Source organism: Alphaproteobacteria bacterium (genome assembly GCA_037200005.1).
GTDB lineage: Bacteria > Pseudomonadota > Alphaproteobacteria > UBA9219 > RFNS01 > JBBCGY01.
Genome location: JBBCGY010000002.1, coordinates 473,687 through 499,202 on the forward strand (window position 1 = coordinate 473,687; position 25,516 = coordinate 499,202).

Consider the following 25,516-nt stretch of genomic DNA (forward strand, 5'->3'; position numbering starts at 1 on the left):
TGTAGCAATCGAAACGCGCATTTGCCAAACGGAAAATGTGGCCGCAAACACAGCAGGATAAGCCGGAAAATCGCGTCCTAAAGCTTTAGCCGCGCTGCCATCTGTGCAGATTGTTCCACCATCTTTTCATGGTGGAATCGGCTATCGGCGGGGCCGACGTATCGGCGCGCGCTATGCTTTCCTGAACTTGATCGATCTCCATGCGAATGGACAAGATCGAATCCTTTTTATCCTTGTAGTGGATGTCCCGCTGCATGTTTTCCAGGGCTTTGTCGGCATGGGCCAGTGCGTAGCGGGCGGCGGCATAGTTATTCTCGATGATGAAATAGCGGGCCAGGGCGATGTTGTTGCTCGCTTTGTCGAGGGCCGTGTCATATTGCTCTCTATTGTCGACAATATTTTCCATAAGCTCAGTCAGGCGCTGCTCGGCTTCCGCATAATCGCCCTCGCCGATCGCCGCGCCGGCTGCCTGCAGATATCGCTCAGGCGCGTCGGTGGAAAAATCCAGGCGGATATTCATTGCTTCCACGTCGGCGAAATTATGGCCCGTGGGCACAAGGACGGTATTTTCAACCGTGGTGACTTCGACATAGCCTGTTTGGTTGGGTAAATAGCGGTATTGATATATGACAGGATTAGAAACAGCGGTCGGCATGTATACGCTTCGGCCCAGATTGACCTTGATGATCCGCTGGTCAGGCGGGGTGATCGCTTTGAGGCCCGCCGCGAGGGTTTGGGCCGCGGCGATGTGCGTTTGAGCCAGCGCGGGATTATCCGTGGACAGCGCCCACTGGGCGTCGCTCACGCGTTCCATGAAATAGCCCGCCGCGGTAGCGGGATTGCTGATGACGACCGTATCCGGAGGAACGGAATAGGGGGCGGGTTCCACCGGCACGATCGATATGACGGGCGTCGTTTGGGGCGCTATGACCATCCCGCGCCGTTCCGTCATGGAAGATGCGGGACTGGTGATGATGACCGCGTCGGCCGCTTGCGCCGTCGCCGCAAGACCCCATGCTCCTAGTAGCATCGCGCTCGCGAGAATAAATTTCCTGGACATGACGGGACTCCTTAAACGTTAGGCAGGAACTTTTTCTTCCATCGTACAACGCTTGTTAAGCCTGACTTCGATGCGTTTCCGCACACTCTCAAGCTCCGAGGATATCATCAGCCACGGCTTGCCCGCCGCGAAATTCCGGTAATTATCCGACGCGATCCGCCCGGCATGATCGAACGCCTCAATAGCCGATTCCAGGCAGCAAAGAACCTCCTCCGGAGAGTTTGATTCGTGAAGCTTGGGCAGGGTATTGATGGCTTGCTCTCTTTTGTCGTCATTCGCCTGATTAGCGGGCATTCTTTTCGACCTCTTTCCGCCCGTCTTTCAAGGCGTCTCCGATTTTGTCGGCAGGCGTCCGGTCTTCGAGCTGCCGAACGGCCTTGTCGCCGCCGTCGGGAAGGGCGTCGACGGCATCGCCGACCTTCTGGCTAAAGCTGCGCTGGTCGGGCGTGGTCAGCATCATGAACAGCGCGAAGCCCGCGGCGGCCACGATAGCCGCGACGACGAAAAGCCTAATCATCGAATTGGTATTTGCCATGACAGCCATTTTCAGTTCCTTTTCCGGGGTTGATGTAATTGGAAATTCAGGCCTGCAGCTCACGGAGCATCCAGGCCGCTTTGTCGTGGAAAGCCATGCGCTGGACCATGAGATCGAAAGTCACCTGGTCGTCGGCTTCCTCGGAGATCGTCAGAACTTTGCGCGCTTCGCCCGAGCAGACTTCATGGCTCTTGAGAAGATTGCCAATCATCTCTTTGGCGGAGGCCGGAAGCTTGCGATCTTCCGCAACCGAGGAAAGCGCGGCGAATTCGGTAAGCGTGCCGGGAGCGAAATATCCCAGCGCGCGAATGCGTTCCGCGATCGTGTCACCCGCCTCATGCAATTCCTGATAATGCTCTTCGAAAAGCTTATGCAGGGAAACGAAATGCGGTCCTCCGACATTCCAATGATAAAAAAGAGATTTTTGATAGAGGGCATAGGTAGAGGCCAGAAAACGCGACAGGGCGTGAGCCGCCGCTTCCCGTTTGCGGGGATCCGCCGCCGCGTTCGATGCCTGAATCTCCGGCTGGGCGGGAACCGTGCTTATAATAGATGGTTTCATGGCCCTGATCTCGCTGGTTGCGTTGTAAAAGAATAGATGAGGTGAGAGGCTAAATGAGTCGCCGTCAGGTGACTGTCCTGAACCCCGGCGATATCGTAAGCAGCGTATAAGGGGCGATGATCCCTTTAATCAGCTTTATGCCGCCTCGTCGCGTTTGGAAGTTTTGGTCCGTTCTTCTTCCGGGGCCGCCGTTTTCATGCCGCCTATTCCCTCGAGACGGCGGTATATTTTGATTAATCTTTCAAGATCGTCCGCCTGGGCTTTGGTTGCCGGATTTCCTCCTTCGCCTTCAAGCCGCTGCATTTCCTCGATCGTCAATTTAAGGCGGTCGCGTATCTTTTGAATGGCCTCCGGAGTCATAATCCATCTCCCGTGGTCGTGACTGGACAAGCTGGAAAAAACCTCCAACCCATATCAACCTATTACGAAGAAAATAAGCGCGCCATGAATGATGGTCGGCTTATTGATAAACGAACGGTAAGGGGCCTGACTCGTCCTAGCTCGCCTTGCGCAGTCCGGAGAGCTTTTGCGCGAGCATGTCGGGATGGATCGGCTTGCTCATATAGTCGTCCATGCCGGCATCCAGGCAGCGCTCGCGATCTCCGGCAAGCGCGTGCGCGGTGACGCCTATGATCGTGTGACGAAACAACTTGTCGCGCTCCAGTTGCCGGATATGGCGGGTGGTTTCATAGCCGTCGAGATCGTTCATCTGCACGTCCATGAGAATGGCTTCATAGGGTTCCATGATCGTGGCGATCTTGTCCACCGCTTGCTGGCCTGAATTGACGGCATCCACCTTATAGCCGAGATTCTCCAGCATCAGGGTCGCGACCAGGATATTCGCGGGATAATCTTCGACCAGCAGAATGCTTGGCTGGTGCGACTCGGCATCGGCGGCGGACGCCGGGTTTGCTTGAGGCGCGTTGTCTCGCGCTCCGGCCACGGTGCCCAATCTCCATGAAGCGGTGAAGGTCGATCCTTTGCCTTCCGTGCTTTCGACTTCGATGTTGCCGCCCATCATCTTGCTCAACCGCTGGCCGATAGCCAGCCCAAGACCCGATCCGCCGAAGCGGCGGGATATGCTTTGATCGGCTTGCGTAAATCTATCGAAAATATGGCCGATTTTTTTCGGGGCGATGCCAATACCGGTATCGGTGACGCGGGCGCTTACCAGGCTGGTATGATCGTCGAGCGGCGTATGATCGATGACGAGTTCCACGCTGCCCTCATCGGTGAATTTGAGCGCGTTATTGAGCAGGTTGGCTATGGTTTGCTGGAGCCGCGTGCGGTCGCCATGGAAAGACATGCCTCCCGTCCGGTTCTCGATGGCGAATTTCAGTCCCTTTTGCTCCATTTGCAGCGTGAACATCGCTTTGATCTCGCCGATGATCTCGTCGAAACTGAAGATGGATATTTCGAGCTGCAGCTGGCCTGCCTCGATGCGGCTGAAATCCAGAAGGTTGTCGATGAGCTTCAAAAGAACGTCGGCATTGGTGCGGAGAGTCTCCGCCATCTCTTTTTGTTTGGCGTCGAGTTCCGTATTGGCGAGCAAAGTAGCCAGTCCGACGACCGCGTTCATGGGGGTGCGTATTTCATGGCTCATGGTGGCGAGGAATTCGCTTTTCGCCCGGTTGGCCGATTCCGCCTTGTCTTTCGCAAGCTCAAGCTCATGCCGCTGGGCTTCGTTTTCCCGCAGCAGGCGCTCGCGGACAAAGGCGGCTTGCATGACCGCAGGCAGCAAATCGAAGTATAATTGCCCCGTATCTTTGATCGTATAATCGGCAGCGCCCTTTTCGAGCGCTCTCACGGCGACACTCTCATCACCGCTTCCCGTAAGAACGATGACAGGCGGGGGAGTTTTCCAAGACGACAATTTATCGAGAAGAGTCAGCCCGTCCATGCCCGGAAGATGATAATCGACCAGGATCATGTGGTATTCGTTCTTTTGAATCAGCTCTAGGCCTTCTTCCGCGCTGGGCGCGGTTTCGACATGAAAGCCGGCCCGGGCCAGATGTTTCTGGAGCAGGCGCGCGAGCCCGGCATCGTCTTCAATGTAAAGAACATTCTGCAGTTTGTCGTTTCCGTCAGGCATCTCGTTTTCCTATCATATGTGCAATCGTATTCGACCGAAGGGGTGATGTAAACATCACCGTATCATGACGCCTGGCGGAGACGCTCTTCCTTGGCCGCGGGGATGGTGAAATGAAACGTGCTGCCTTCGTTGAGAACGGAATCGAACCAAATTCTGCCTCCTAGCCTGCGCAAGATGGCTTTGACGTAAGCCATGCCCATGCCGGCGCCGCGCACGCCGGTCGTGTTGCCGGCGCGGCGGAAAATATCGAAGACTTTCTGCTTGTCCTGCGCGGCAATGCCGCGTCCGTTATCCTCGACGCTGAAGATGGTTTCCCAGGGCAATTGGCGCGCCCTGATTTTGACGACGCTCTTGCGGTTGGGCATGGCGTATTTGATGGCGTTGTCGAGGATATTGGCCAGAATTTGCTCGAATGCCGCCGCATCGGTGAGAACGGTAGGGAGCCGTTCGCATATGATTTCGACGTTCCGGTGCCGGATTTCATAAGATTGATTCTCGATGCAGCGGTTGACGACGATCTGGCAGTCGACTTGTCCGCGCTCATATTCGCGCTGGTCGATCCGCGCCAAATCAAGAATGTTGTTGGTCAGCCGGTCCATCCGTTCCACGCTGGTATGAATGAAATCGATAGCCTCCGGAATGTCGTCTTTAAAGGCATGATGCAGCTTGCCGGCTTCTTCTTCAGTGGGCTGGGCTTTCGCGATCATTTTATCCAGAAGAGGCGTGATTTCCAAAAGCGACCGTTCTATTTCGCTGGTGAATCCGCGAAGGTTGACCAAAGGCGTGCGCAAATCGTGAGAAATGACATAGACGACCCCCGACATATCGTCGTCGAACTGTTCCGAATTCTCGTTGCGCGTTTTCTGGTCGGTGATGTCGGTATGGGTGCCGACCATGCGCTCCATGACGCCGCGCTCGTCCCATATGCCGACTCCGCGCGCGAGTATCCAGCGCCAGCTTCCATCCTTGTGCCTTAAGCGAAACGTGGAAACGTAGGAGGGAATTTCATGGCGCACGAATTGGCCTATCGCCCTTAAGGCGTTCTCGCGGTCGTCCGGATGCAGCAAGGCGATCACCAGTTCCAGGCTGTCCGGAAGCTCGGAAGCGTCGTAGCCCAGCAAATCATGGTAACTCGGCGAGAACGACATCTTGCCGGTTTGAGGGGAGTAGTCATAGATGCCGTCCTTGATGCCATCAAGAATAAGGCGGTAGGTTTCCTTGGAATCGGCGAGGGAGTCATGGGATTTCCGGTTCGCCGCGATCAGGCCGATGATCGTAAGATAAGTAAGAAAAATACTGCCCAGCGTCAGGGCGGTGCCTATGATAAGGGCGATCGAATATTGCCGGTCGGCTTCAACGGTCGGTTGCCGGTATTCCCGCAGAAGCGTTTCTTCGGGAGCGGTGAGATTTTCCAAGGCCGCGCGGAAATCGTCCATGACTTCCTTGCTTCGGTGCAGGATTTCAGGCGTCGAGCGGGCGTCTCCGGATGCTTTAAGACGCTCGATTCGCGCATCGATGTCCGCGATCACTAGGGCGGCGTCCGCGCTTACCCTGTCGAAATTTTGCGCGCGTGCCGGATTGGCGGCGGCCAGAACCTTGAGGCTCTCGACATGTTTGGTCAAAGCCGCGCGGTCATTGGCGTATGATTCCAGAAATTCTCCCGATCCGCTCAGCGCGTAGCTGCGCTCGTCGGCTTGCATGTTCAAAGACGTCGAATCGGCCGCTCTAGCCAGGCGAACCATTTCGTAAGCGTCGATCATGCGGCGCTGGGTCGCGCGGCTTTGGTTGGCATGCAGATAGAGCGCATAGGTAAAAGCGGACAGCAGCAGGGGAGAGATCAAAAAGATGACGATAAGCGGGCGATGGCCGGAAAGATCGAAGCGGCGCATGTGATGGCCTATATCCAGTGTTTGATCGCGTGTGTCCGCGTAACAATTTATTCAATGGTGTTTATTGGTATGGGCGCTCTGATAATTCAATCGATCGGTTATCAAAAAAGATATCCGCCCAGCGAATACGATGGTCATATTTTTCATATAAAAATTCTATAAACATTGGGGGGCAAATCATTAATTCGCCATGGGGCCTTCGAATTATGCATAGAAAAATCCGCCGGGCATGACCCGGCGGATTGATAGCTAAGAACGGAATAACTCTATCAGTCGTTATTCACTTTTTCTTTATCTTTTTTTTCTTCGACGATCTTGCCATCGACTTTTTTAACGTGGCTGGCTTCGACCGAACCATTTTTCGTGGCAGTCGAATCTTCAGTTTCGATGGTGGTCTTGTTCAGGAGGCCCGGGGGATCCTTGGTAATGGTGCTTTTAACTTTGGTTTCTCCGCCCTCACTTCCGATGGTGACATCTTTCGTGGTTTCCTTGTTGATCGTCGTTCCACCGGCGTCAGTCGTTTCTTCCTTGGCTTTGGTGCTGTAACCGCCGTTGTCATGAGTTTTAACGGTAGTTTCGGCCTTATAGCTTTCCTTTTCTTCAGCGGCTTGAGCCGGAATCGGCAGGGTAGTCAAAGCTACACCAAGAATGACTAGGGCGAGCGGAGAAGACATGGATTGTTTCATAGGATTTCCTTTTCTCAGTTGAAGTTATGATGTGGAGGGATAGAACTTGAATGACAGGTTTTATTTCCAGACCGGCTTGCCGAGATCGATCTGGCTCTTGTCGGTCAAACCGCCGGCTGCCGCGCCAGCGGCACCGCCTATAGCGGCTCCAATCGCGGGACTGCCCGCGAGCGCGCCGCCTATGGCCCCCGCGCCCGCGCCTATCGCGCCTCCCGACAAAGCGCGCTCGCCGGGCCTATCGCCGCAGGCCGAAAGCATGATGAGGGAGATAAGGGATAAGCAACAGGCTACGTGCAATGCGCGCATGATGTAAACACTCCGTTTGTTGACAGGAGTTGCAGACTAAAAACGCGCGTATTATTTTTATATAGGGATGGTGCCGGGATTTATAAGGCAGCGATGAGACAAACTGGAGTTAGCTTGTTTTTATCGGCGGCAACTTCTCAAGGAAGAGAAGCTTGCCGCCGATTTCGTTTCGCTTAGGCCGCCGAAGACTGCGGAATCGGATCCTCGAATGTTTCCATGCGATAGCCGATGCCGGGTTCGGTGATAATGAGGCGAGGGGAGCCTGAACTCTCTTCGATTTTTTCCCGAACCTGTCCGACATACACGCGGAGATACTGGGTATCCTCGCCGTGGGCCGGACCCCACACTTCTTTCAAGATCTGCTTATGCGTCAGCATCTTGCCGCGATTGATGAGGAAATAACGCAGCAGATCATATTCCCTGGGCGTGAACGGAATTTTTTCGCCATTGACGAAAATCTCGTGCCGCACCAAATCCATGCGCACCGGTCCGTTGATAAGTTCCGGCTCGCCGGCGGCGCGCACGGCGGTCTTGCGAAGATTGGCGTTGATGCGGGCGAGGAGCACGCTCGGATTGAACGGCTTCACCACATAATCGTCCGCGCCGAGATTCAGCGCGGCGGCGATCTCATCGTCCGCCGACCGAACGGACAGGATGATGATCGGAACCTGCGACCATTGACGGATGGAGGCGACGACTTCCTTGCCGTCGATATCGGGCAGGCCGAGATCGAGCAGCACCAGGTTCGGCTTGATGGACGCCACCATGCGCATTCCTTGTCTTCCGGAATCGCTTTCTTCTATCTTGAAATCCGAGGCGTCGAGGAAAATGTTCAGCATTTTCCGGATCTGCGGTTCGTCATCAATGACGAGAAGGGTGTTTTTCTTTTCTGGCATAGGTATCCCCAAATTAAAGTTTGCTCGTTAAAGTTAGTATAGCAGGAGAAAGGCTTGCGGCGGAACTTATTATACGAATCGCCCTCATCTTTAAGAGCGGCTCACTAGTTTGGCCGCCGCGCTTATAAAGAAAACATCATCTAACTCCAGGGGGTTATAAGAAAGATATAAATTAATATTAAAAGCGCATGGCCACGTTAAGAGATCCGTATTGAGACAATCCCGTTTGGCCATGGAATTCGGGCGTCATGACGACATGCGTATAAGACAGGCGCGCATTGCCGTAAGTGAGGGCGAATCCAGCCTGCAAGTCGCCGACGAAGACATTCTTGTCCACATGAGGGCTATCCCGGAACGTATTGCCATCGAGGAAAATATCGCGCGCGACGGCGTGGGCCTGAAAGCCTGCGAACAGGTAGCCGCCGAACGTTTTGGTCGGAATAAAGAAGTCCGACCCCGGCAGGCTTGGGCGGATGAGCGGCGGCCCGTAATCCGCGGGAAGATCATAGCCGAGGCGGAACGTCATCCCTGCCGCGCCGCTGGTGTTGATATTGCCGAGATTGACCGTTGCGTTCGGCGTGACGTCCATGCCGGTTCCGAAAGGCGAGAATTGATACAGGCTGCGCCATTTGCGCTGATAGGTGAGGATCGCGCCCGGCTCATTATGCAATTGCGAGTCCCATCCTTTCGGATCGCGCGAGCCGGTAATATTCTTATGGACGAATTTCTGGGTTTGCTCGGCGTACGACCAGGGACCGACGACGCCCAAAGTGAGAACGAGATTGTCCAGCCTCCGGCCGTTGTCCGAGACGATGCCGAAAGAGCCGTATAGCCATCCCGCATAAGGACGGTCATCAGGGCTTGGATTGGGATTGTTGAGGTCTTCGGGCGTATACATGCTTTGCCCGACGGCAATGGCGACGCGCTTCTGGCTATCTTTGTCTGCCATGGTCAAATTATTCGCGATCCAATGAGCAAATTGCGGCGTGTCTTTTTCCGAGGACAGCCACCCCACGCGGGCGCCGTTGGTATAGCCGCGGTCGGTGCGGGCGATGATATCGTTTTCCCAGATAAGGCTGAAAATACCTTTTTCGTCGGGATTTCTTCCCAGATCGGGTGTGATCGGCGGGGGTGCGTTAGGTTCGGGAAAATGAAGATCGGGAATGAATTGCCAGGGATCAACGGCTGGAAGATTCTCATCCGCAGCGGCATGAGCGGGCATGGACAAAAAGGACAGAAGGACCGCCAACAGGGGGGCAATATATAGTTTCATTTGTTATTTGCTTTCAGTGTGAACGCGGCGGGTAAGTAATCCCTGGATAAAGGCGTCGGCAACCGCGATGGCGCCATGGCCTATATCATTGGAGGGGAGAAGAGAGGGGCGCCGCATGATCCGGCTTGGCATTTCGGAAAGGCGGCGAGCTTGCTGTATGGCTACGACGACAAGAATCGCCGTGATCAAAGCGGCGCTCAGTCCCGTGATCGCCATGGCGGACGCTTGGGGCATGTCATAGTAAAGCAGCGCGCTGTATCCGGCATAAAGAGCGCCGACCAGCAATACGCCGACCAGCAGGCCGGATATCACGATCAAGGCGATGACGATCGCCAGTTTGGCGAGGAGTTCCTGGACTAATTTGGGATCGACGGAAGATCCTGGAAGGTCGATCAGCCCAGCGAGTTTTCCCAAGCCTGAAAGAATGGCCATTTTCATATCGATTCCCCTAAATAATAGAATTCCGGAAGGCGACGGCGCCGCCTTCCGGAATGACGTATCGAATATTATTTACCGCGAACAAGCGCCCCGACGACAAAGCCCATGAACAGGGCGACGAGGGTGGCCTGGAAAGGATTGTGTTCGATGCGGGTGCGCACTTCCTTAGTTATGTGCTGCACCTCATCGGCGGCATGCTCGACTCCCTCGGAGGTGGAGTCGATAGCCCGGCGTACCTTTTGCCCCGCCTGATTGGCGGCTCTGCTGAGATCGTCCTTCACCTGGGTGTAGGTATCAGCGGCTTGGCCGGAGGCTTCGTTAACGGCCCTTTTGGCCTCAGTGGCTTCTGGAGCTCGTGATGCAAACATGACGTTTTCCTTTCTAGGGTTGGTGGTTCGGTAGTTAACGGGCTGCTTGCGGCCAGGATTCGGGGATGTATTCAATTTCCACTTCGACCTTCCGGTCCGGCTGCAAGCACGCGATTAGTTTCTTCCTCGACAGTTTATCCGGGCACTTGGTGGCCGGGGCCGATTCGCCTAGCCAGCGCGTCTTCGCGACCTGGCTTTTCACGAAGCCCTGGGCAACGAGATAATCGCTGACCGCTTTGGCGCGTTTCTGCGAAAGCTTGTCATTGTATTTCGCGTTGCCGATCCGGTCGGCGTAACCGACGATCTTGGCGCTCTGTACCTGATCGTCCGATTTCAGGATGGACGCCAAGGTGTCGAGTTTGCCGCGCGCATCGGGCCGCAGAGCCGCTTTGTCGAAGTCGAAATAGACGGTGCGCTCATCGATGCCGAGGGTTTTGGCGCGGCGTATTTTCTTGGCCGTCGCGGAACCGCAGGCGTCGCCCGACGCAAGCCACTGGGTTCGCAGGCATGATCCCGTCAGCGCGGTATGGATGACGCTGCCTTGGCTGTCGAGCACGACATCCTCATAGTTGGTCTCGTTCGCATGGGCGGCAGGTATGATCGCCATGGTTGCCAACAGCAGGCACGAAAGCACCTTCTTCATATTCTTCATAAGACTTCTCCCGTATAGAGTTGTGAGTAATCAATGATTGGCAGAAGCCGGTCGAATGTCGAGCTTTAATAAAAGACGACTGGGGCAGGTAAGAGGAATTCAGGTTGGTGCCGCCGGAATGAGGGGAGTCATTGACGGCGGCACCGGAACAAAGAATGAAGGCTCAACCATAAGTTTTCGATTTGTTTACGGCTGCAAATGCTATTTTTTCCATAGAAAACTAATCTATATCGTTGAATTTGCTTGATAAGAACAAATATAGAACATTTGTTTCGATTTTGCTATATAGAGAATATGAAACAAGAAACCACGAAACCGGGCGTGCATGGGCGCGGCGCGCTGGAAAATCCCGCGGGGCGATTCGAAAAGCTCGCCACTATTGAAGAACGCGACGATGATTTCCACGATCCCGAAGACGAATCGGGCAAACGCCTGCCGACCACGGTTTTCCGCGATGCGTCGCGCAGCGTGATCTCGACCAATGACAGTCCCGATATCGGCATGGAGGCCTCGGTCAATCCCTATCGCGGCTGCGAGCATGGCTGCATCTATTGTTACGCGCGCCCGACCCATGAATATTTCGGGCTTTCGGCGGGACTGGATTTCGAGACGAAAATTTTCGCGAAGACCGACGCTCCGGAATTGCTACGCGCCAAACTCGCCTCCAAATCCTGGGAACCCAAAGTCATAACCTTCAGCGGCGTGACCGATTGCTATCAGCCTATCGAGCGCAAGATGAAGATTACGCGCGGCTGCATGCAAGTTCTGGCCGCGTTTCGCAATCCGGCCGTCGTCATCACCAAGAATTATCTTGTCACGCGCGATATCGATATCTTCAAGGAGATGGCCGCCGTGCAGGCCATTGCCGTCAATCTGTCGATCACGACGCTCGATCCGAAACTGGCGCGCGCCATGGAGCCGCGCGCCTCGCGTCCCGCCTTGCGGCTGCGGGCGGTGGAAGAATTGGCGAAGGCGGGCATTCCGGTCAGCGTGATGGTCGCGCCGATCGTACCGGGACTTACCGAGCATGAAATCCCGGCGATTTTAGAGGCGGTGGCGAATGCGGGAGCGCGCACGGCGCATTATACCGTCATGAGCCTCCCTTACGGCGTGAAGGATTTGTTTCAAACCTGGATCGCCGAGCATTATCCCGACCGCGCCAAGAAAGTTCTGAACCGGATTCGGGAAATACGCGGCGGCAAGCTTAACGATCCGCGCTTCGGCAGCCGCATGAAAGGCGAGGGGGTTCACGCCGACCAGGTCGCGCAAATCTTCGCGCATTATAAAAAGCGGTATGGGCTGGACCGGCGCTATACCGCGCTATCGACGGCGGCATTCCGGTGCGGCGGGAATGACGGGCAGGGGGAGTTGTTTTAGACGATATGGTCAAATCATCCGTCGCAGGCTACGCTTTAGTCGATGTTGACGAATCAAACTCCCGCCGTTTCTTTCGTCCTTCCGTGCCTCAATGAGGCGCGGACGGTCGTGCGCTGCGTTGAAATGGCCAAGGAATTTCTGCGGGCTTCCGGTTATGACGGAGAGGTCATCGTGGCGGATAACGGCAGCACCGACGGCTCGCAGGTGCTGGCGGAAGCCGCCGGGGCGCGCGTCGTGCCTGTCGATGCGCGCGGCTATGGCGCGGCCTTGGCGGGCGGGATCGCGGCGGCGCGTGGCGAATATGTGGTCATGGGCGATTCCGATGCCAGCTATGATTTCCGCGAGGCCGGGAAACTGATCGATACGCTGCGCGCGGGCAGCGATGTCGTCATCGGCAATCGCTTCGAGGGCGGCATCGCGCCGGGAGCCATGCCGTTTCTGCATCGGTGGCTCGGCAATCCGGTGCTGAGTTTCATCGGACGCTTGTTCTTCAATATCAAGGTCGGCGATTTTCATTGCGGCCTGCGCGGCTTCCGGCGGCAGGCGATTGCCGATCTTGATCTGCGCACCACCGGTATGGAGTATGCCAGCGAAATGATCGTCCGCGCCGCGCTCGCCGGGCTTAAAATAGGCGAGGCGCCCGTCACGCTCTCCAAGGACGGGCGCGATCATCCGCCGCATTTGCAGACCTGGCGCGACGGTTGGAGGCATCTGCGCTTTTTGCTGCTCTACAGCCCGCGCTGGCTTTATCTGTATCCGGGAATTTTCATGATCCTGTTCGGCCTGTTCGTCGCGGCACTGCTGCTGCCGGGGCCGTTCATGGTCGCGCCGGGAGTCGGGCTTGACGTTCATACCTTGCTCGTCGGCGCGCTCGCGCTTCTCGTCGGCGTGCAGAGCATCACTTTTGCGCTGCTTGCCCGCCAGTACGCGGTGAAGCAGGGCATGCTGCCTCCCAACTCGGCTTATGAGAGATGGTTCGCCTTGCTCAGCGTCGAGCGCTTGTTACTGCTGGCGCTGGTGATCCTGGTTATCGGCGGCGGCGGCGTTTTATGGGCGGCCCGGATTTGGTCGGCGGCGGATTTCGGCGCGCTCGATTACCGCGACGTCATGCGCATCATGATCGCGTCGGCGACATGCATCGTCGGCGGCCTCCAGCTGGGCTTCGCGGCGTTCATGCTCGGCATCATGGATATCAGGCATCGCCGGATAGATGACAGATGACCGGCGTGTGATCCGAAGCTTTGTCCCAGCCGCGCGGCGCGCGGTCGATATGGCAACCCTGAAGGCGATCCGCCGCTTCCGGCGACAACAGGAAATGATCGATCCTGATGCCGAGATCGTTCTGCCATGCGCCTTGCTGGTAATCCCAGAAGCTGTAGGCATGAGGCTCGTCGGGATGCAGGGCGCGAAAAGCGTCGGTCAGGCCGAGATGCTTCAGCCGCCGCCATGCGGCGCGGCTTTCAGGCCGGTATAGCGCGTCGCCCTCCCATCTCGCGGGATCATAGACGTCGAGGGCTGTCGGAATGACGTTGAAATCGCCGCCCAGGATGACCGGGCGCTCGGTCGCCAGCAATTCCCTGGCGCGGGCTTCCAGCCGTTCCAGCCATTTCAGCTTATAGGGAAATTTCTCGCTTTCGACCGGATTGCCGTTTGGGAGATAGATCGAGGCGACGATGAAATCGCCGCTTTGCGCTTCGAGATAGCGCGCATGGATGTCGCCATCGTCGCCGGGCAGGCGGTCGAGCGTCAGCTGAACGTCATGCCGGCTCAAGATCGCCACGCCGTTATAGGACTTCTGTCCCGATACATGAGCTTGATAGCCGAGCGCCTCGATCTCCATGCGCGGAAAACTTTCCGTTTCGCATTTCAATTCCTGCAGCAGCAGAATGTCGGGCTGCGCCTCTTTCACCCATTGGGCGATGTGAGGCATGCGCATTCTGATCGAATTGACGTTCCAGGTGGCGATGCGCATGAGGGGTTAGGAATGAGAGTGAGGTTTATCTGTTCGTAGGAAGGATAAAACAATTAAACCAATCATAGAACACCATATTACAATATTATAACTTTCCGCCGGGATGCCAAATATGTCCCAGGACATATCCCGGCATAGGGATACCATTGCATAGGATGACGCCGGGGCATTGGATGTCTCAAGATATTCAAATAGCCCCGATGTTTTGAGAAGCATGGGGATCAAGATAATCGGGTATCCCCATCTTAGAAATAACACCGAGCGTCTATATCGATTTGGAACAACAAGGATAATGACACTCGTTGCTAATAGCACCAAATATACAAGACGTTGAATTTTGCACGACCCGCAGCTTGCGCGTATGCCGTAAAAATTCTCCGCGATGTAGGCTGCGCTGAGGGCTATACCACTTAAAACAGCAATTATTCCCGCGACGCCTTTTGGAGAAAGCAAATCGTTCGGGGTAATGGCAATCCGCACGGGCCTTATTCCGATATGCTGAACGACTTGCCGCAGCCGCAGCGGGCATCCATGCCGGGAATTTTATCGATAACGAAACCTTCCTTGCCGATCTGGTCGACGTAATCCACCGTCGCGCCGGAGATAAGACTCAGCGACATCGGATCGATCAGAAGCTCCGCGCCCGCGGGCCCGAAGCGCGCGTCGTCGGTTTGCGGCTCCCCTTCGGCAAAAGCGATATCGAAGCCGGAGCAGCCGCCGGGATTGATGGCAAGGCGCACCTGCTTGCCGTGGCGCGCCACGAACGCCGCGAGCTGCTGCGCCGCTGTGCCGGTAACCGTCAAGGAACCGGACTGATGGGAATGCGTTTCGATCATGCGCCCATTATAGCGCATATTTTTCTATTTGTCAGTCCGGATGTACGAAGCAAAGGAGATGCTTGGGCGTGTCGCAGGATGCTCTTTCCCATGACCATCGGTTTGAGCTCATCCCGACGGGATCGCCTGTCATGCCATAATAGTCGCTATCGTCGGATGTCCAGGGGGCGCTCACCCCCCAGATGCCGCATCCATTGACTTCGCCGTTGCCATTGCCCATATCCAGATTACCCCAGAACATGTCGCCGCCGTATTGAGAGTCGCCATTCCGTCCCGTCCAATATTGCGCGGGCAGGCCGAAATGATCTCCCGTCGTCCAGCTCAGATTATCCAATGGCGCATCGCCATCTCCGTTCGCGCTGAAGGTCGCGCCGCCCGCCGTCGCCGAGCCGGAACGCGCGAACGTATAAGTGGTATCGGGAACCGGCCACGAGCAGTCGCCGTCGCATAGAAATGCTTCGACGTGGGAACTGTCGAGCAATCCGCGGCCGTTGGCATCGGATTTGTTCAACCAGGTGTTGGCGGTCAGGTCGGCAAGGCATTTGGCGTCCGCGCCTGCTCGCTCTCCCAGATTTCCGGTCCAGGTGCCGCTGGTCATGACAAAATAGCCGGTGCCGGCCGCCGGAGGAGCCGGATTGCCGTCCTCCGCTCCCGGATGCACGAGGCAGGCGAGATGCTCGGGCGTGGCGCAGCCGACGCGGCCATATTGCCACCGGGATGGGCCTGCGGTAAGCGCGTCGCCGATGAAGCCGCCATCCTCGTTGTCGTCGGATATCCAGGGGATAACTCCGGTATGGCCACAGGTATTGACCCACGCGTTGCCGCAGCAACCTTCCTGAGACCAGTCGGTCCATAGCGTCGGCAAGCCGCCCTCCCAATCAAGGGGATGCCCGCGCGCCGACCAGTATTCCGCCGGATAACCGAAGCGATCCGCCGTCGACCAGGGGATTTCGTCGCCCGGCCCCTGGCCGAATTCATCGGCAAGGAACGTCGCGCCGCCTGCCGTTGTCGAGCCGGAGCGGGCGAAAGTGTATGCGGCTTCAGGTTGCGACATCGCGCAATAGTCCCCGTTGCATATGAATGCCCGGACATGATCGGCGTTAAGCAATCCCCGGCTTACGGCGTCGGATTTGTTTAGCCAGTCATTGCCGGTCAAATCGGCGAGGCATTTCGCATCCGCGCCGTCCGATCCGGCAATACCGTTCAGATTGCCGGTCCATGTGTCGTGGCTCAGGACGAAGTAGCCGGTGTCGGCGGGCGGCGGCGAAGAATCGCCGTCCGAAAGGGAGGGATGGACGAAACACAGTAAATGTTCCGGCGTGTCGCAAGTGGCGTAGAATCGGCCCCACCGGGTTTCCTGTGTATGGTTCGGATCGCCGATCCTGCCGGTGTCGCCAGGGTCGTCGCTCGCGAAAACATAGCCGCAGGTTTGGCTATCTCCGTTGTTGGCGCCGATATCGACGGAATATTCGAACCATATTTCCGATGAGTACCAGCCTTCCCATGGAAGAGGGTGCTGTCGTCCGGTCCAATATTGCGCCGCCGAATAGAAATAATTCACGCCGGCCCAGTTTTCATTGTTCTGCGGCCCTTCACCCCACGCATTCGCAGTGAAATTCGCGCCGCCCGCCGTCGTCGAGCCGGAACGGGCGAAGGTGTAGGGGGTGCTCGCGACGGCCATTGCGCAGCCAAAGCCGTTACATAGGAACGCCCGGACATGATCGGCATTGAGCAGTCCCCGGCTGACGGCGTCGGACTTGTTCAGCCAATTGTTATCAGTAAGATCGGTAAGGCATACGGCGTCGCCGCCGTCCGAACCATAAATGCTTCCCAGATTTCCGGTATAACCGTTTTTCGTCATCACGAAATAGCCGCTTCCTGCCGGAGGGGTCGTAGGATCGCCTACGCTGCCCTTGGCGAGGATTTTTTTCCAGACCGAGCCGTCGCACATCTCGATCGTGGCGTCGGCGTCGTTCCATTGGATGCGCCCCTTATTGTCGGCATCGCAAGTCGTGGGAGCTTCGCCGACCACGACGGTCTGCGGCGCCCATTTTCGCGTGCCGCCGGTGGTGGTGCATTTGAAAAAGCCGTCGGGGTTGGATTGCGTCTGCCCCGCCACCCTGTCGACGCAGCTCGTCCATGGTCCTGCCGTCGCGTCGCCCGCGTGGGCTGGAGAAGGAAACATGAGAAACATGATGGCAAGAAATAGAGCGGTCTTTTCGATCATATAAGTCTTCCCATCTGCGCTACCTCATTCATCCGTATGAACGAAGCATACGAGCCGTTTAGTGTTATCACATCCGACCATTTCCCCCCCATCAAGGGAAGTCCACCGAAGATGGTTTGTCTGGGCCGTATCGCCATAGATGCCGCTATAAAATTCCTCGTCTGTCCAATTGCTGCAATTGTCAAAGCCGTTGTTCCATTGATGAGAATCCACCCAGAATTCCTCGGGGCTGCCATAGTTAAACCGTCCCGACCAATATGTCGCTGTCGAATCGAAATGAGTCGCGTTCGACCAATCGTCGCTGTCGCCCGGCCCCGATCCCCATCCATCCACTATGAACGTCGCGCCGCCGGCCGTCGCCGAGCCGGAGCGGGCGAAAGTGTATGTGCCGTAAGGCAGCGCCATCGCGCACTGATCCGAGCCGCATAAGAAGGCGCGAACATGGTCGGCGTTAAGCAGGCCCCGGCTCACGGCATCGGATTTATTCAGCCAGGTATTGGCGGTCAGATCGGAAAGGCATTTGTCATCCGCGCCTTCGACATTGCCCAGATCGCCTGTCCATGAAGCGCTGGTCAAGACGAAATAGCCCATGCCTTCGGGCGGCACGGCGGCGTCGCTGCCGCCGCTGGCGACGATCTTTTTCCAGTCCGAACCGTCGCACATTTTGATGGTGCTTTCCGTCGCGTCCCATCGCAAGCGGCCCTTATTGTTGGCATCGCAGGTTGTGGGAGTCTCGCCGATAACGATAGTCTGCGGCGCCCATTCTTGCGTGCTGCCGGTCGAGGTGCACATGAAAAATCCGTCTGGGGTGCTTTGTACATTTCCCAGCGCCCTGTCTTCACAGCTTGTCCACGGCCCCGCCGTCGCATCGCCAGCGTGAACCGCCGGCGCGGCGAGCAATAATGTGGCGAGAAGCAGAGCGAGGGCAAATTTGTTCATATAGGCCATTACCCCGGATGGACGAAACAGATGAGATGCTTGAGCGTCGTGCAATTGGCCCCGCCGACGTTCCAGCGGCTTTCGTTGGTAGCGGTGGAATTCCCCCAGTTGCCGTCGGTGCCGCTGTCCCAATCGACGGTCCAATTCCTGCAATGGCTGAATCCGGCATTCCAGTTGAACCATTCAAACCATACTTCGCTCGTATAGTATGTTTCAAATGGACCGGGATGTTGTCGCCCGGTCCAGTAGGGCGCGGCCATGCCGAAATAATTTACGCCTGCCCAGGTTTCGTTGCTTCCCGGCCCCATGCCTTCAATGTTCGCGGTGAATGTCGCGCCGCCCGCCGTCGCCGAGCCGGAGCGGGCAAAAGCGTAAGTCGCAAGCGGCAATGCCATCGCGCAACCGTCGCCGTCGCACAAGAACGCTTTTATATGATCGACATTGAGCATTTCGCGGCTATCGGCATCGGACTTGCCCAGCCAATCATTGGCCGTCAGGTCGGCGAGGCATTTCGCGTTCGCGCCGGAAATGCCGCCCATCTCTCCGTTCCATGTGTCATGCGACAGCACGAAATAGCCGACGCCCTCCGGTGGAATTGATTGTTGCGCGCCGGCGGGGATGATCCACTTCCACGAACCATTCTGACACATCAAAAGGGTGCTGTATTCGTTGTTCCAGCCCAGGCGGCCGGTATTGTCCTGATTGCAAGTCGCCGGCGTCTCGCCGATCACGATGGTCTGTGGCGCCCATTTCCGGGTGCCGCCTGTCGTCGTGCATGCAAAGAATCCGTCGGGGTTGGATTGCGTCTGCCCCGCTGCTTTGTCGGTGCAGCTTGTCCACGGCCCCGCCGTCGCGTCGCCCGCGTGTACCGGCGCGGTGAAGAGCAGCGTCATGAGAAATAGAGCGGTCTTGAAATAAGGTGTCATGCCGATCCCATACTGCCGCTTATAATCGGAATAGTTGAATTATAGCCCATCGGCCATGAAAACGCTCTAAAAATAACTCTCCGAAACGGTGCAAACCGTGTCCTTGCCGTCGGTTATGATCATGCGCAGGCCCGTCGTCTGCGGCAAAATCTGTTCGGCATAGAACAGCGCCGTCGTATTTTTATCATTGAGGAATGCCTGATCTTCCGCCGGAGCGGCGGCCAGCAACTGCGTTGCGTGCGCCGCCGATTGAGCAAGGCATAGACCGCCCAGCACGATTCCAGCGAGCCGAAGGTAATGAGCCGCGCCCGCCGCGGCGGCGAGCCTGTCATTGACCAGGTAATCGACCATGGCCTGCGTCGCGCTTTCGAGATCGGTGCGCGCGAAGGCCAGCTGTTCCCGTATCTTGCGGGTACGGTCAGTGCCCAGACGTCCTAATTCAGATTCCAGCTTTTTGATCTCGGTGCATATCCTGAACATGGCCATGCCCTGGTCGGAGGCCAGTTTGCGAAACACTAAATCCTGCGCTTGAATGCCGTTGGTTCCTTCGTAGATGGCAAGAACCCGTGCGTCCCGGTAATGCTGGGCTATGCCCGCTTCCTCGATATAGCCCATGCCGCCGCAGACTTGAATGGCGAGGCTGGTGACCTCGTTGCTCATATCCGTCAGCCATGCCTTGAGGATCGGCGTGAATAAATCCAGCTGTATGGCCGCTAATCTATCATCCTCGTTCTTCCGCGTCCGATCGGCCATATGGCCGGCCAGAACGAAAAAGGCGCGGCCAGCCTCGATCTGGGAGCGCATGGTCATGAGCATGCGCTTCACGTCGGGATGCGCGATGATCGGAACCGGAGGGCTGTTCTTTTTCAGGCGCATGTCATGCCCCTGAACGCGGGTTTGAGCATAATTCCGCGCGTCCTGATAGGCGCGCTCGGCCAACGCCAGCCCCTGGATGCCGACGCCGATGCGGGCGTTATTCATCATGGTGAACATCGCCGCCATGCCGCCATGCTGCTGGCCGATGAGATAGCCAATTGCGCCGCCATTGTCGCCATACGCCATGACGCAGGTCGGGCTGGCATGCTGGCCGAGCTTGTGTTCGATGGATACGACGCGCACATCGTTGGCCTTGCCGAGCGTGCCGTCCGACTTGACCAGCATTTTCGGCACCAGGAACAGCGATAAACCCTTGGTGCCCGGAGGCGCGTCGGGGAGGCGGGCGAGGACGAAGTGCAAAATATTTTCGGCCATGTCGTGGTCGCCATAGCTGATGAAGATTTTCTGCCCCACGATGCTGAAATAACCGTCTTGCGGCTTCGCGGTCGTGCGAATGGCGGCGACATCGGACCCGGCCTGCGGCTCGGTGATGTTCATCGTGCCGGTCCATGCGCCGCTGACCAGTTTCGGCAGATAGCGGTTTTTGACTTCCTGCTGGCCGTGCGTCGCCAGAAGTTCGATGGCGCCTTGATTCAGCAAGGTGGCGAGCGCCAATGACAGATTCGCCGCCTGAAACATTTCCTGGATGCAGAATGCTACCGACCATGGCAGTCCCATGCCGCCAATCTCCGCGTCGAACGGCACGGCGTTCCAGCCGCCCTCGGTAAAAGCGCGGTAGGCGGCGGCGAAACCCTCAGGCATGACGGCTTTGCCGTCCTCCATGCGGGCGCCGGTCTTGTTGCCGCTGTAATTGAGCGGCGCGAAAGTGCCGGCGGCCAACGCTCCCGCGCCGCTCAGAACATCGTCGATCAGTTCGGGCGTAACCTCGAAGCCAAGCTGCTGCATGTTGGGGACGCCGATCAGGTTTCTGAGAGCGAATCCCATATCGGCAAGCGGAGGAGCGTAGGTCATGAGTTTTTATAAACGGCGGTGGGTTAAGAAGTTGCTATTCCGGGGAAGCATTCGATCGGACGATTGTGAAGCGTCCCGGCTGGTTTGTCCATATTTTGCGATTGCCGACAAACCCGCGTGACATTCGCGTCCGGCATGGTAGATTAGCCGCCGTGACAGGGTCTGAAAACCCTCGAAACCATACGGCGCAATATTCACGGTGTGCGCACCCTCGGTCGAGAGGGTGCGGGAATAGAAGACCGCAAGGGAATACCGCGCACGCCGGGTTTTGGCGTTTTCAGCCTCTCGGCATCCGAGCCGTGTCCTGTCCAACGAAAGGGACGGGGCATGGATGCAACGGACAGACTGGCGCTTGACCGGCGCATCGGCGAGAGCCTCAAGCGGGCGCGGGTCATGCGCGGCATGAGCCAGACCCGGCTGGGCAGGTCCATCGGCGTCACTTTTCAGCAGATTCAGAAATACGAGCGCGGCGATAACCGCATCGCGGCCTCGGCGCTGTTTGCCGCCGCCGCGGCCCTGGATGTCCCCATCGCCTATTTTTTCGACGACGAGGCGGAAAGCGAGGCCGAGGCGGTCTTATGGCCCTCGACGCGAAAACATTTGCTTCTCCTCCGCGCCTTGCAACGCGCCGAGCGCGACCGACCGGCGCTGTACGAAGCTTTATGCGGCGTGATCGCGGGGAAATTTTACTAAAGCACCAACGCCCCGACGCGCGATTTGAAACGCCCGGCAGAAGTCAGGCAAGCAAGAAGGTCGGACGACATATCCGTTTTACAACCCGGCGCTTTGGTGAATAAGGCGCTGCCCAGCAAGTAGCAATCCTTGCTGAAAAAAGCTTTTCCGGCTTTTTTCATCTCATGAATGCGTTCTTGCACATGATCCTGGCGGCTATAGACGCCGAACGGCAGCGGCGTGACCCGAAAATCCGAAACCTTATACCCTCGCCGGGATGCATGATCGACGAGCTTCGCGGGATTGGAATAACTCGACATGAGAAGCAGGACGTTTTCATAGCCGCGCGATAAGAGTCGTTTGCTAACGTCAATACCTTCGCGACCGCCATAGAGGTCGGGCAAAGTCAATTGCTCTCTAGCCATGGCCGGAAGATACGGCGGGTTTGCTATCAGATATTCGGATTTGGGGATGTCGCGACTCTCAAAGAAGGAGCCGTGATGAGTGATATATTTTTTATTCAAACCATATTCCGCGATCAGGCCGTTGGCTGTATCTAGGGCTTCCTTGTTGATTTCATAGCCGTGCACGGTGCCGGAGAAATCGGAATTCAGCAGCGCGGAAACAACCGGCGATCCGGTGCCGGAACCGAATTCAACAATAACGGGGCTTGAACAATCCCGCAGCCTGTTAAAAACCATTTGTTCGACGGAACTCGAATACCAGGAGGATTCTTCCGGGCAGATGAATTTCTTGCGGAAATCCGCTTTATCCTTCGCGGAGACGATAACATCTTTCGTTATTTTTCTCTCAGCCGCAGCCATGATTATGTCCTCGGCTCTTTCGACAAATTCCACATCGCCTCGAATTGCTTGCGATAGGCAAGGGTGATCGCCGGAAATTTGTGGAGAATGATCGTCGGCGCGGGAACTGTCTGGAAATTCATGATCGCCAGGCATTCGCCATATATGTAGAACGGTACCGGCGCAAAAAGTTCCTTGGGGAACCAACGATACTCGTTGTAATCGGCGGCGATAAAATTGGTGTCGCCTTCGCAGACAATCGCCAGGACCTTAATGTCCCTACGCTCGCGCACCAATTCCGTCATGCGCTTTCTGTGCGCCTTGGAAAATTCGACACCCATCGCCCAAAACAGGTTTTCATCGATGCCAAGCTGCATGATGGTGCCGCCATGCTCCTTGGTATATTCATACACGCCGTCAAAAAAGCGTTGAAGCCCGTCCGAGCCAACCAAAACTTCGACGCCTTGAGGCTTGAGACGAACGCCGGAATTGTCTGTGAACTCGACGCCGTTCTCATCGAACACGCGTATAATATCGGCAAGCGTGCCTTCGCGCGGCTGTACGGCGTCGTCTTCGATCTTATTGATAGTGTCGCGCGTCAGCCCGGCCTTTTCCGCCAGCAATGCGCCCGACCATCTTAAAAGGCCACGCGCGGCGCGTATCTGTCTGCCTATCGTCATTTCAAATTGTTCCTCCGGGATACTTCGTAAATGCGTCCCGTTAAAATTACATGATTGCGTTATACAAGTATAATCAAAAACTGGCAATTAATTACACATATATGGTAAAATGAATGTTATCAACAGACATATTTAGTTTTATGCATGATTATTTCATGCAATTTGCAGGGTTTTTGTTGATTTTGACGAATCGGTTGGTTATATTGCCCATGATTTTGACTGAAGTCTCTATTTTATGAAGGATTTTCGATGACCAATTCATTCATGACTTTCCTCACGCGCCAGGGCGAACCGGCCACCGCCGCCATTGTCGAGAACTGGGAACGGCATGTCGGCCTGCGGGCGGATGCCGCAACGCCGCTGGAGCGGCGCTGGGCCATCATGATGGAGGATAGCGGGGCTACGGGGGCGGTTGCGGCATGAAAACCAAAACCGCCGAACATTTCCGCGATGCCGTGGACGATCTGGCGCACGAAGCCGCAAGGTCAAATCGCTCTCGCGCCGCCATCCTGAAACGCGCCGAGGAATTGGACATTGCCGCCTGCCAATCCTGGCTCGATGGAGAAATCGAAAAACCGGATTATCTTGTCCTTGAAGCGCGTCTTATTGTCCTGATCGAATCTCTCTCGAAAGAAAAAGGCTAGCGCGATGACCTACAAGGAACTCGTCGCGCGTTATGGCTACGACATGGCTTTCGGTTTGCTTGTCACTATCGAGAAGCTGGCGAAGATCAAGCACGACATTATCGAGATCGACGAAGAAATCCGGCTGCGACAGGCGCTGGAAGTTTTGGACCAAACGGAATTGGCATAACCGGAACCTGCGATCGCGCTGCTGCGTCACTGTCGGAAGGAAACGGGAATGACGGCTCTATTTGTCGGATATTTTCCCAAAAAATCATGAAGTCTGAAACCGTCCGATGGCCCTGGAAACCATGGCGGGCGTCGTTCTGTCGATTCCGGGATGATGGAACGGCACCCATCGAAACCGCATATACCACAACAGGCCGGGATGCGGCGGCCTGCTGTAGTCGTAATTCGCGAGCGGCCGGAAACTTTCCCGGGTCACATCGACATATGATAAATTGCGTTTCTCGGACGCATAGACGGCAAGGCAGCGGCGTTTCCATTCCTGCTCTTCCGGGGTGAGATATATGGTCGACACGGATCGGGTGGGGAAGGGGAACTGGTGGCTATTGACGGCGCCGCCGCACCAATTATATTCGGCGAATTCGATCACCGGCATTTGTTTGCCTAATTCCCGGCCGACGGCGTTCAGCCCGTCGTGATCGGCATTGCCACCCTCATAAGCGGGGACCCATAGCTGATCGATCTGGTATTTCAGAATAATCTCTTCGATTTCCTTCAGCGCCTTGGGCAGTTGCCGCCATAGGAACCGCGCCGGAACCGGTTTCCATGACACCGGCATGATGCCCAGCATGGTTGCCGCCCGCCGGGCTTCCTCATGGCGTCGCAAAATCCGTTTCTTATAGGCGCGGCGTTGCCAGGGCCACAATGTTTGCAGGGCCGGGCAGCCATGCGTCAGATACGCCCCGTATATTTTCGCGCCTTCGGCCTGAGCGCGGCGTATGGCGGCGGCGCATGCGACGACTTCATCGTCAGGATGCGGAATCAGGATGAGTATCTTTTTACCGAATGGGCCGATCATAAAATATTCCGCCTATCATTTTCTGGCATGCTGCATTAAAATTGGCCCGAACGGGACTCTCTTGGGGTGAACAAATGCGTATCGTTGCATTATTGGTGCTGGCTTTTTGTCTGGTTGCCGGTTCTTCGCCTGTCATAGCACAGGACGCTAACCCCGGCGCGTCTACCGATACCAGCAACCAATCCGCCGCGCAAACCACTCAGCAGTGCCAAATTCCCATGCCCCCCGCGCCGTCTGCGGCGAACAATATGCCCATGGCAGGGATAAACTCCATCGGAGCAGGCATGGCTGGGGGCATGTCGGATCCCGCCCAAGACGCGCTGCAGAAAAAACTTCAGAACAATTTTCAAATCCAAATGATGAGGGCGATGCAGGCCAAGCTTGAGCAAATGTATGGGGCTAAGCTCCCCAAGCTGCCGGCGGGAGATTACGGCAAGGTATGCCCTCTTTGTTATATACTGGTCGGTGCCAATCGGTCGGACATTTTGCAGTGCACCTGCCCTGTAGGCGATGATAATAACAGTTACAAGCGCATAGATCTCGCCCTGGACGCTTGCAAGCCAGGTGAGAAGGTGTCTTATTGCGGCATGGATCTTGTGTGCGGAGATTGCATCAGCGCGAAAATTGAGCCCAGCGTTGAAAACTCTACTGAAATTAAAAGCTCTGCTAAAAAAAAGCGAGAAAGCTTCAGCGGTTGCAGTTCCCGATAAAAAAGACCCCGGCAAAAAGGATGCCGAGAAAAAAGAGAATAAAAAACCGGCCGCTAAACCCGGCTTGCTGGAAATGCTTTTCGGCAAAAAGCCCGCCGAAG

30 protein-coding genes are annotated in these 25,516 nt (G+C 56.4%); 7 read left to right on the forward strand and 23 right to left on the reverse strand.

Annotated elements, in window-relative coordinates:
- Window positions 1-85: 85 nt before the first annotated feature.
- From WDO70_12125 to WDO70_12190, 14 genes are all read right to left on the reverse strand, one after another.
- Entirely contained in the window at window positions 86-1,060 is a 975-nt protein-coding gene (locus WDO70_12125) for a hypothetical protein (protein ID MEJ0063901.1), read from the reverse strand.
- A gap of 18 nt (window positions 1,061-1,078) precedes the next feature.
- Window positions 1,079-1,354, reverse strand: coding sequence for a hypothetical protein (locus WDO70_12130; protein ID MEJ0063902.1), 276 nt, complete (start codon window positions 1,352-1,354; stop codon window positions 1,079-1,081).
- Window positions 1,344-1,604 carry a hypothetical protein gene (locus tag WDO70_12135; GenBank protein ID MEJ0063903.1) on the reverse strand — a complete coding sequence of 87 codons (261 nt, stop codon included), beginning with the start codon at window positions 1,602-1,604 and terminating at the stop codon, window positions 1,344-1,346. Before WDO70_12135 ends, WDO70_12130 begins: the two co-directional genes overlap by 11 nt.
- Window positions 1,605-1,641: 37 nt before the next feature.
- Window positions 1,642-2,157, reverse strand: a complete 516-nt coding sequence (locus WDO70_12140; protein ID MEJ0063904.1) for a DNA starvation/stationary phase protection protein — start codon at window positions 2,155-2,157, stop codon at window positions 1,642-1,644.
- Window positions 2,158-2,292: 135 nt separating this feature from the next.
- Complete coding sequence (locus WDO70_12145; GenBank protein ID MEJ0063905.1) at window positions 2,293-2,517, reverse strand: hypothetical protein; 225 nt, start codon at window positions 2,515-2,517, stop codon at window positions 2,293-2,295.
- 136 nt (window positions 2,518-2,653) lie between these two features.
- Window positions 2,654-4,249 (reverse strand): response regulator, encoded by a 1,596-nt coding sequence (locus tag WDO70_12150; protein MEJ0063906.1) that lies wholly within the window; start codon window positions 4,247-4,249, stop codon window positions 2,654-2,656.
- A gap of 62 nt (window positions 4,250-4,311) precedes the next feature.
- Window positions 4,312-6,138, reverse strand: coding sequence for an ATP-binding protein (locus tag WDO70_12155; GenBank protein ID MEJ0063907.1), 1,827 nt, complete (start codon window positions 6,136-6,138; stop codon window positions 4,312-4,314).
- A 269-nt stretch (window positions 6,139-6,407) separates the two neighbouring features.
- A complete protein-coding gene (locus WDO70_12160) occupies window positions 6,408-6,824 on the reverse strand; it encodes a hypothetical protein (protein ID MEJ0063908.1) in 417 nt (138 codons plus the stop codon).
- A gap of 60 nt (window positions 6,825-6,884) precedes the next feature.
- Complete coding sequence (locus WDO70_12165; protein ID MEJ0063909.1) at window positions 6,885-7,130, reverse strand: YMGG-like glycine zipper-containing protein; 246 nt, start codon at window positions 7,128-7,130, stop codon at window positions 6,885-6,887.
- Window positions 7,131-7,303: 173 nt separating this feature from the next.
- Window positions 7,304-8,026 (reverse strand): response regulator transcription factor, encoded by a 723-nt coding sequence (locus WDO70_12170; protein ID MEJ0063910.1) that lies wholly within the window; start codon window positions 8,024-8,026, stop codon window positions 7,304-7,306.
- 178 nt (window positions 8,027-8,204) lie between these two features.
- A complete protein-coding gene (locus tag WDO70_12175; protein ID MEJ0063911.1) occupies window positions 8,205-9,299 on the reverse strand; it encodes a lipid A deacylase LpxR family protein in 1,095 nt (364 codons plus the stop codon).
- A 3-nt stretch (window positions 9,300-9,302) separates the two neighbouring features.
- Window positions 9,303-9,737, reverse strand: a complete 435-nt coding sequence (locus WDO70_12180; GenBank protein ID MEJ0063912.1) for a hypothetical protein — start codon at window positions 9,735-9,737, stop codon at window positions 9,303-9,305.
- A 68-nt stretch (window positions 9,738-9,805) separates the two neighbouring features.
- Window positions 9,806-10,105, reverse strand: a complete 300-nt coding sequence (locus tag WDO70_12185; GenBank protein MEJ0063913.1) for a hypothetical protein — start codon at window positions 10,103-10,105, stop codon at window positions 9,806-9,808.
- Between the two features lie 34 nt (window positions 10,106-10,139).
- Window positions 10,140-10,757, reverse strand: a complete 618-nt coding sequence (locus WDO70_12190) for an OmpA family protein (protein MEJ0063914.1) — start codon at window positions 10,755-10,757, stop codon at window positions 10,140-10,142.
- A 294-nt stretch (window positions 10,758-11,051) separates the two neighbouring features.
- Here WDO70_12190 and WDO70_12195 point away from each other — a divergent pair, with 294 nt between their 5' ends.
- Both WDO70_12195 and WDO70_12200 read left to right on the forward strand, forming a co-directional pair.
- Entirely contained in the window at window positions 11,052-12,134 is a 1,083-nt protein-coding gene (locus WDO70_12195; GenBank protein MEJ0063915.1) for a PA0069 family radical SAM protein, read from the forward strand.
- A 42-nt stretch (window positions 12,135-12,176) separates the two neighbouring features.
- Window positions 12,177-13,355 carry a glycosyltransferase family 2 protein gene (locus WDO70_12200; GenBank protein MEJ0063916.1) on the forward strand — a complete coding sequence of 393 codons (1,179 nt, stop codon included), beginning with the start codon at window positions 12,177-12,179 and terminating at the stop codon, window positions 13,353-13,355.
- Here the strand turns inward: WDO70_12200 and xth are convergent.
- The 6 genes from xth to WDO70_12230 all read right to left on the reverse strand — a co-directional run bounded on the left by xth (window position 13,327) and on the right by WDO70_12230 (window position 20,882).
- Window positions 13,327-14,106 carry an exodeoxyribonuclease III gene (gene xth / locus WDO70_12205; GenBank protein MEJ0063917.1) on the reverse strand — a complete coding sequence of 260 codons (780 nt, stop codon included), beginning with the start codon at window positions 14,104-14,106 and terminating at the stop codon, window positions 13,327-13,329. The two genes, WDO70_12200 and xth, sit on opposite strands and share 29 nt — an antisense overlap.
- 485 nt (window positions 14,107-14,591) lie before the next feature.
- On the reverse strand, window positions 14,592-14,942 hold the full coding sequence (locus WDO70_12210; protein ID MEJ0063918.1) for an iron-sulfur cluster assembly accessory protein: 351 nt from the start codon (window positions 14,940-14,942) through the stop codon (window positions 14,592-14,594).
- Window positions 14,943-14,973: 31 nt separating this feature from the next.
- Window positions 14,974-17,169, reverse strand: coding sequence for a hypothetical protein (locus tag WDO70_12215; GenBank protein ID MEJ0063919.1), 2,196 nt, complete (start codon window positions 17,167-17,169; stop codon window positions 14,974-14,976).
- Window positions 17,170-17,193: 24 nt separating this feature from the next.
- Window positions 17,194-18,108, reverse strand: a complete 915-nt coding sequence (locus WDO70_12220) for a hypothetical protein (protein ID MEJ0063920.1) — start codon at window positions 18,106-18,108, stop codon at window positions 17,194-17,196.
- A gap of 8 nt (window positions 18,109-18,116) precedes the next feature.
- Window positions 18,117-19,034 carry a hypothetical protein gene (locus WDO70_12225; protein ID MEJ0063921.1) on the reverse strand — a complete coding sequence of 306 codons (918 nt, stop codon included), beginning with the start codon at window positions 19,032-19,034 and terminating at the stop codon, window positions 18,117-18,119.
- Between the two features lie 66 nt (window positions 19,035-19,100).
- The gene (locus WDO70_12230; protein ID MEJ0063922.1) at window positions 19,101-20,882 is read right to left on the reverse strand and encodes an acyl-CoA dehydrogenase; all 1,782 of its coding nucleotides are present in this window, start codon (window positions 20,880-20,882) and stop codon (window positions 19,101-19,103) included.
- A 327-nt stretch (window positions 20,883-21,209) separates the two neighbouring features.
- Between WDO70_12230 and WDO70_12235 the strand changes: the two genes are divergently transcribed.
- Window positions 21,210-21,575 (forward strand): helix-turn-helix transcriptional regulator, encoded by a 366-nt coding sequence (locus tag WDO70_12235; GenBank protein ID MEJ0063923.1) that lies wholly within the window; start codon window positions 21,210-21,212, stop codon window positions 21,573-21,575.
- On the opposite strand, the gene WDO70_12240 is transcribed toward WDO70_12235, so the two are convergent.
- Window positions 21,572-22,411 (reverse strand): SAM-dependent methyltransferase, encoded by an 840-nt coding sequence (locus WDO70_12240; protein ID MEJ0063924.1) that lies wholly within the window; start codon window positions 22,409-22,411, stop codon window positions 21,572-21,574. The genes WDO70_12235 and WDO70_12240 overlap by 4 nt on opposite strands.
- Entirely contained in the window at window positions 22,381-23,037 is a 657-nt protein-coding gene (locus WDO70_12245; protein ID MEJ0063925.1) for a helix-turn-helix transcriptional regulator, read from the reverse strand. The genes WDO70_12240 and WDO70_12245 overlap by 31 nt, the downstream gene beginning before the upstream one ends.
- 249 nt (window positions 23,038-23,286) lie before the next feature.
- Here WDO70_12245 and WDO70_12250 point away from each other — a divergent pair, with 249 nt between their 5' ends.
- The 3 genes from WDO70_12250 to WDO70_12260 are packed head-to-tail and all read left to right on the forward strand — an operon-like array spanning window position 23,287 to window position 23,850.
- A complete protein-coding gene (locus WDO70_12250; GenBank protein MEJ0063926.1) occupies window positions 23,287-23,460 on the forward strand; it encodes a hypothetical protein in 174 nt (57 codons plus the stop codon).
- Window positions 23,457-23,681 (forward strand): hypothetical protein, encoded by a 225-nt coding sequence (locus WDO70_12255; GenBank protein ID MEJ0063927.1) that lies wholly within the window; start codon window positions 23,457-23,459, stop codon window positions 23,679-23,681. The genes WDO70_12250 and WDO70_12255 overlap by 4 nt, the downstream gene beginning before the upstream one ends.
- Before the next feature lie 4 nt (window positions 23,682-23,685).
- A complete protein-coding gene (locus WDO70_12260; GenBank protein ID MEJ0063928.1) occupies window positions 23,686-23,850 on the forward strand; it encodes a hypothetical protein in 165 nt (54 codons plus the stop codon).
- 84 nt (window positions 23,851-23,934) lie between these two features.
- On the opposite strand, the gene WDO70_12265 is transcribed toward WDO70_12260, so the two are convergent.
- Window positions 23,935-24,705 carry a PIG-L family deacetylase gene (locus WDO70_12265; GenBank protein ID MEJ0063929.1) on the reverse strand — a complete coding sequence of 257 codons (771 nt, stop codon included), beginning with the start codon at window positions 24,703-24,705 and terminating at the stop codon, window positions 23,935-23,937.
- Window positions 24,706-24,779: 74 nt separating this feature from the next.
- Here WDO70_12265 and WDO70_12270 point away from each other — a divergent pair, with 74 nt between their 5' ends.
- Window positions 24,780-25,415: a hypothetical protein gene (locus tag WDO70_12270; GenBank protein ID MEJ0063930.1), complete on the forward strand. Its 636-nt coding sequence runs from the start codon at window positions 24,780-24,782 to the stop codon at window positions 25,413-25,415.
- Window positions 25,416-25,516: the final 101 nt, after the last annotated feature.

Excerpts from the sequence above, each read along its gene's own strand:
- WDO70_12125 (MEJ0063901.1), bottom strand. The coding sequence starts at position 1,060 with ATGTCCAGGAAATTTATTCTCGCGAGCGCGATGCTACTAGGAGCATGG.
- WDO70_12130 (MEJ0063902.1), bottom strand. The coding sequence starts at position 1,354 with ATGCCCGCTAATCAGGCGAATGACGACAAAAGAGAGCAAGCCATCAAT.
- WDO70_12135 (MEJ0063903.1), bottom strand. The coding sequence starts at position 1,604 with ATGGCTGTCATGGCAAATACCAATTCGATGATTAGGCTTTTCGTCGTC.
- WDO70_12140 (MEJ0063904.1), bottom strand. The coding sequence starts at position 2,157 with ATGAAACCATCTATTATAAGCACGGTTCCCGCCCAGCCGGAGATTCAG.
- WDO70_12145 (MEJ0063905.1), bottom strand. The coding sequence starts at position 2,517 with ATGACTCCGGAGGCCATTCAAAAGATACGCGACCGCCTTAAATTGACG.
- WDO70_12150 (MEJ0063906.1), bottom strand. The coding sequence starts at position 4,249 with ATGCCTGACGGAAACGACAAACTGCAGAATGTTCTTTACATTGAAGAC.
- WDO70_12155 (MEJ0063907.1), bottom strand. The coding sequence starts at position 6,138 with ATGCGCCGCTTCGATCTTTCCGGCCATCGCCCGCTTATCGTCATCTTT.
- WDO70_12160 (MEJ0063908.1), bottom strand. The coding sequence starts at position 6,824 with ATGAAACAATCCATGTCTTCTCCGCTCGCCCTAGTCATTCTTGGTGTA.
- WDO70_12165 (MEJ0063909.1), bottom strand. The coding sequence starts at position 7,130 with ATGCGCGCATTGCACGTAGCCTGTTGCTTATCCCTTATCTCCCTCATC.
- WDO70_12170 (MEJ0063910.1), bottom strand. The coding sequence starts at position 8,026 with ATGCCAGAAAAGAAAAACACCCTTCTCGTCATTGATGACGAACCGCAG.
- WDO70_12175 (MEJ0063911.1), bottom strand. The coding sequence starts at position 9,299 with ATGAAACTATATATTGCCCCCCTGTTGGCGGTCCTTCTGTCCTTTTTG.
- WDO70_12180 (MEJ0063912.1), bottom strand. The coding sequence starts at position 9,737 with ATGAAAATGGCCATTCTTTCAGGCTTGGGAAAACTCGCTGGGCTGATC.
- WDO70_12185 (MEJ0063913.1), bottom strand. The coding sequence starts at position 10,105 with ATGTTTGCATCACGAGCTCCAGAAGCCACTGAGGCCAAAAGGGCCGTT.
- WDO70_12190 (MEJ0063914.1), bottom strand. The coding sequence starts at position 10,757 with ATGAAGAATATGAAGAAGGTGCTTTCGTGCCTGCTGTTGGCAACCATG.
- WDO70_12195 (MEJ0063915.1), top strand. The coding sequence starts at position 11,052 with ATGAAACAAGAAACCACGAAACCGGGCGTGCATGGGCGCGGCGCGCTG.
- WDO70_12200 (MEJ0063916.1), top strand. The coding sequence starts at position 12,177 with ATGTTGACGAATCAAACTCCCGCCGTTTCTTTCGTCCTTCCGTGCCTC.
- xth (MEJ0063917.1), bottom strand. The coding sequence starts at position 14,106 with ATGCGCATCGCCACCTGGAACGTCAATTCGATCAGAATGCGCATGCCT.
- WDO70_12210 (MEJ0063918.1), bottom strand. The coding sequence starts at position 14,942 with ATGATCGAAACGCATTCCCATCAGTCCGGTTCCTTGACGGTTACCGGC.
- WDO70_12215 (MEJ0063919.1), bottom strand. The coding sequence starts at position 17,169 with ATGATCGAAAAGACCGCTCTATTTCTTGCCATCATGTTTCTCATGTTT.
- WDO70_12220 (MEJ0063920.1), bottom strand. The coding sequence starts at position 18,108 with ATGAACAAATTTGCCCTCGCTCTGCTTCTCGCCACATTATTGCTCGCC.
- WDO70_12225 (MEJ0063921.1), bottom strand. The coding sequence starts at position 19,034 with ATGACACCTTATTTCAAGACCGCTCTATTTCTCATGACGCTGCTCTTC.
- WDO70_12230 (MEJ0063922.1), bottom strand. The coding sequence starts at position 20,882 with ATGACCTACGCTCCTCCGCTTGCCGATATGGGATTCGCTCTCAGAAAC.
- WDO70_12235 (MEJ0063923.1), top strand. The coding sequence starts at position 21,210 with ATGGATGCAACGGACAGACTGGCGCTTGACCGGCGCATCGGCGAGAGC.
- WDO70_12245 (MEJ0063925.1), bottom strand. The coding sequence starts at position 23,037 with ATGACGATAGGCAGACAGATACGCGCCGCGCGTGGCCTTTTAAGATGG.
- WDO70_12250 (MEJ0063926.1), top strand. The coding sequence starts at position 23,287 with ATGACCAATTCATTCATGACTTTCCTCACGCGCCAGGGCGAACCGGCC.
- WDO70_12255 (MEJ0063927.1), top strand. The coding sequence starts at position 23,457 with ATGAAAACCAAAACCGCCGAACATTTCCGCGATGCCGTGGACGATCTG.
- WDO70_12260 (MEJ0063928.1), top strand. The coding sequence starts at position 23,686 with ATGACCTACAAGGAACTCGTCGCGCGTTATGGCTACGACATGGCTTTC.
- WDO70_12265 (MEJ0063929.1), bottom strand. The coding sequence starts at position 24,705 with ATGATCGGCCCATTCGGTAAAAAGATACTCATCCTGATTCCGCATCCT.
- WDO70_12270 (MEJ0063930.1), top strand. The coding sequence starts at position 24,780 with ATGCGTATCGTTGCATTATTGGTGCTGGCTTTTTGTCTGGTTGCCGGT.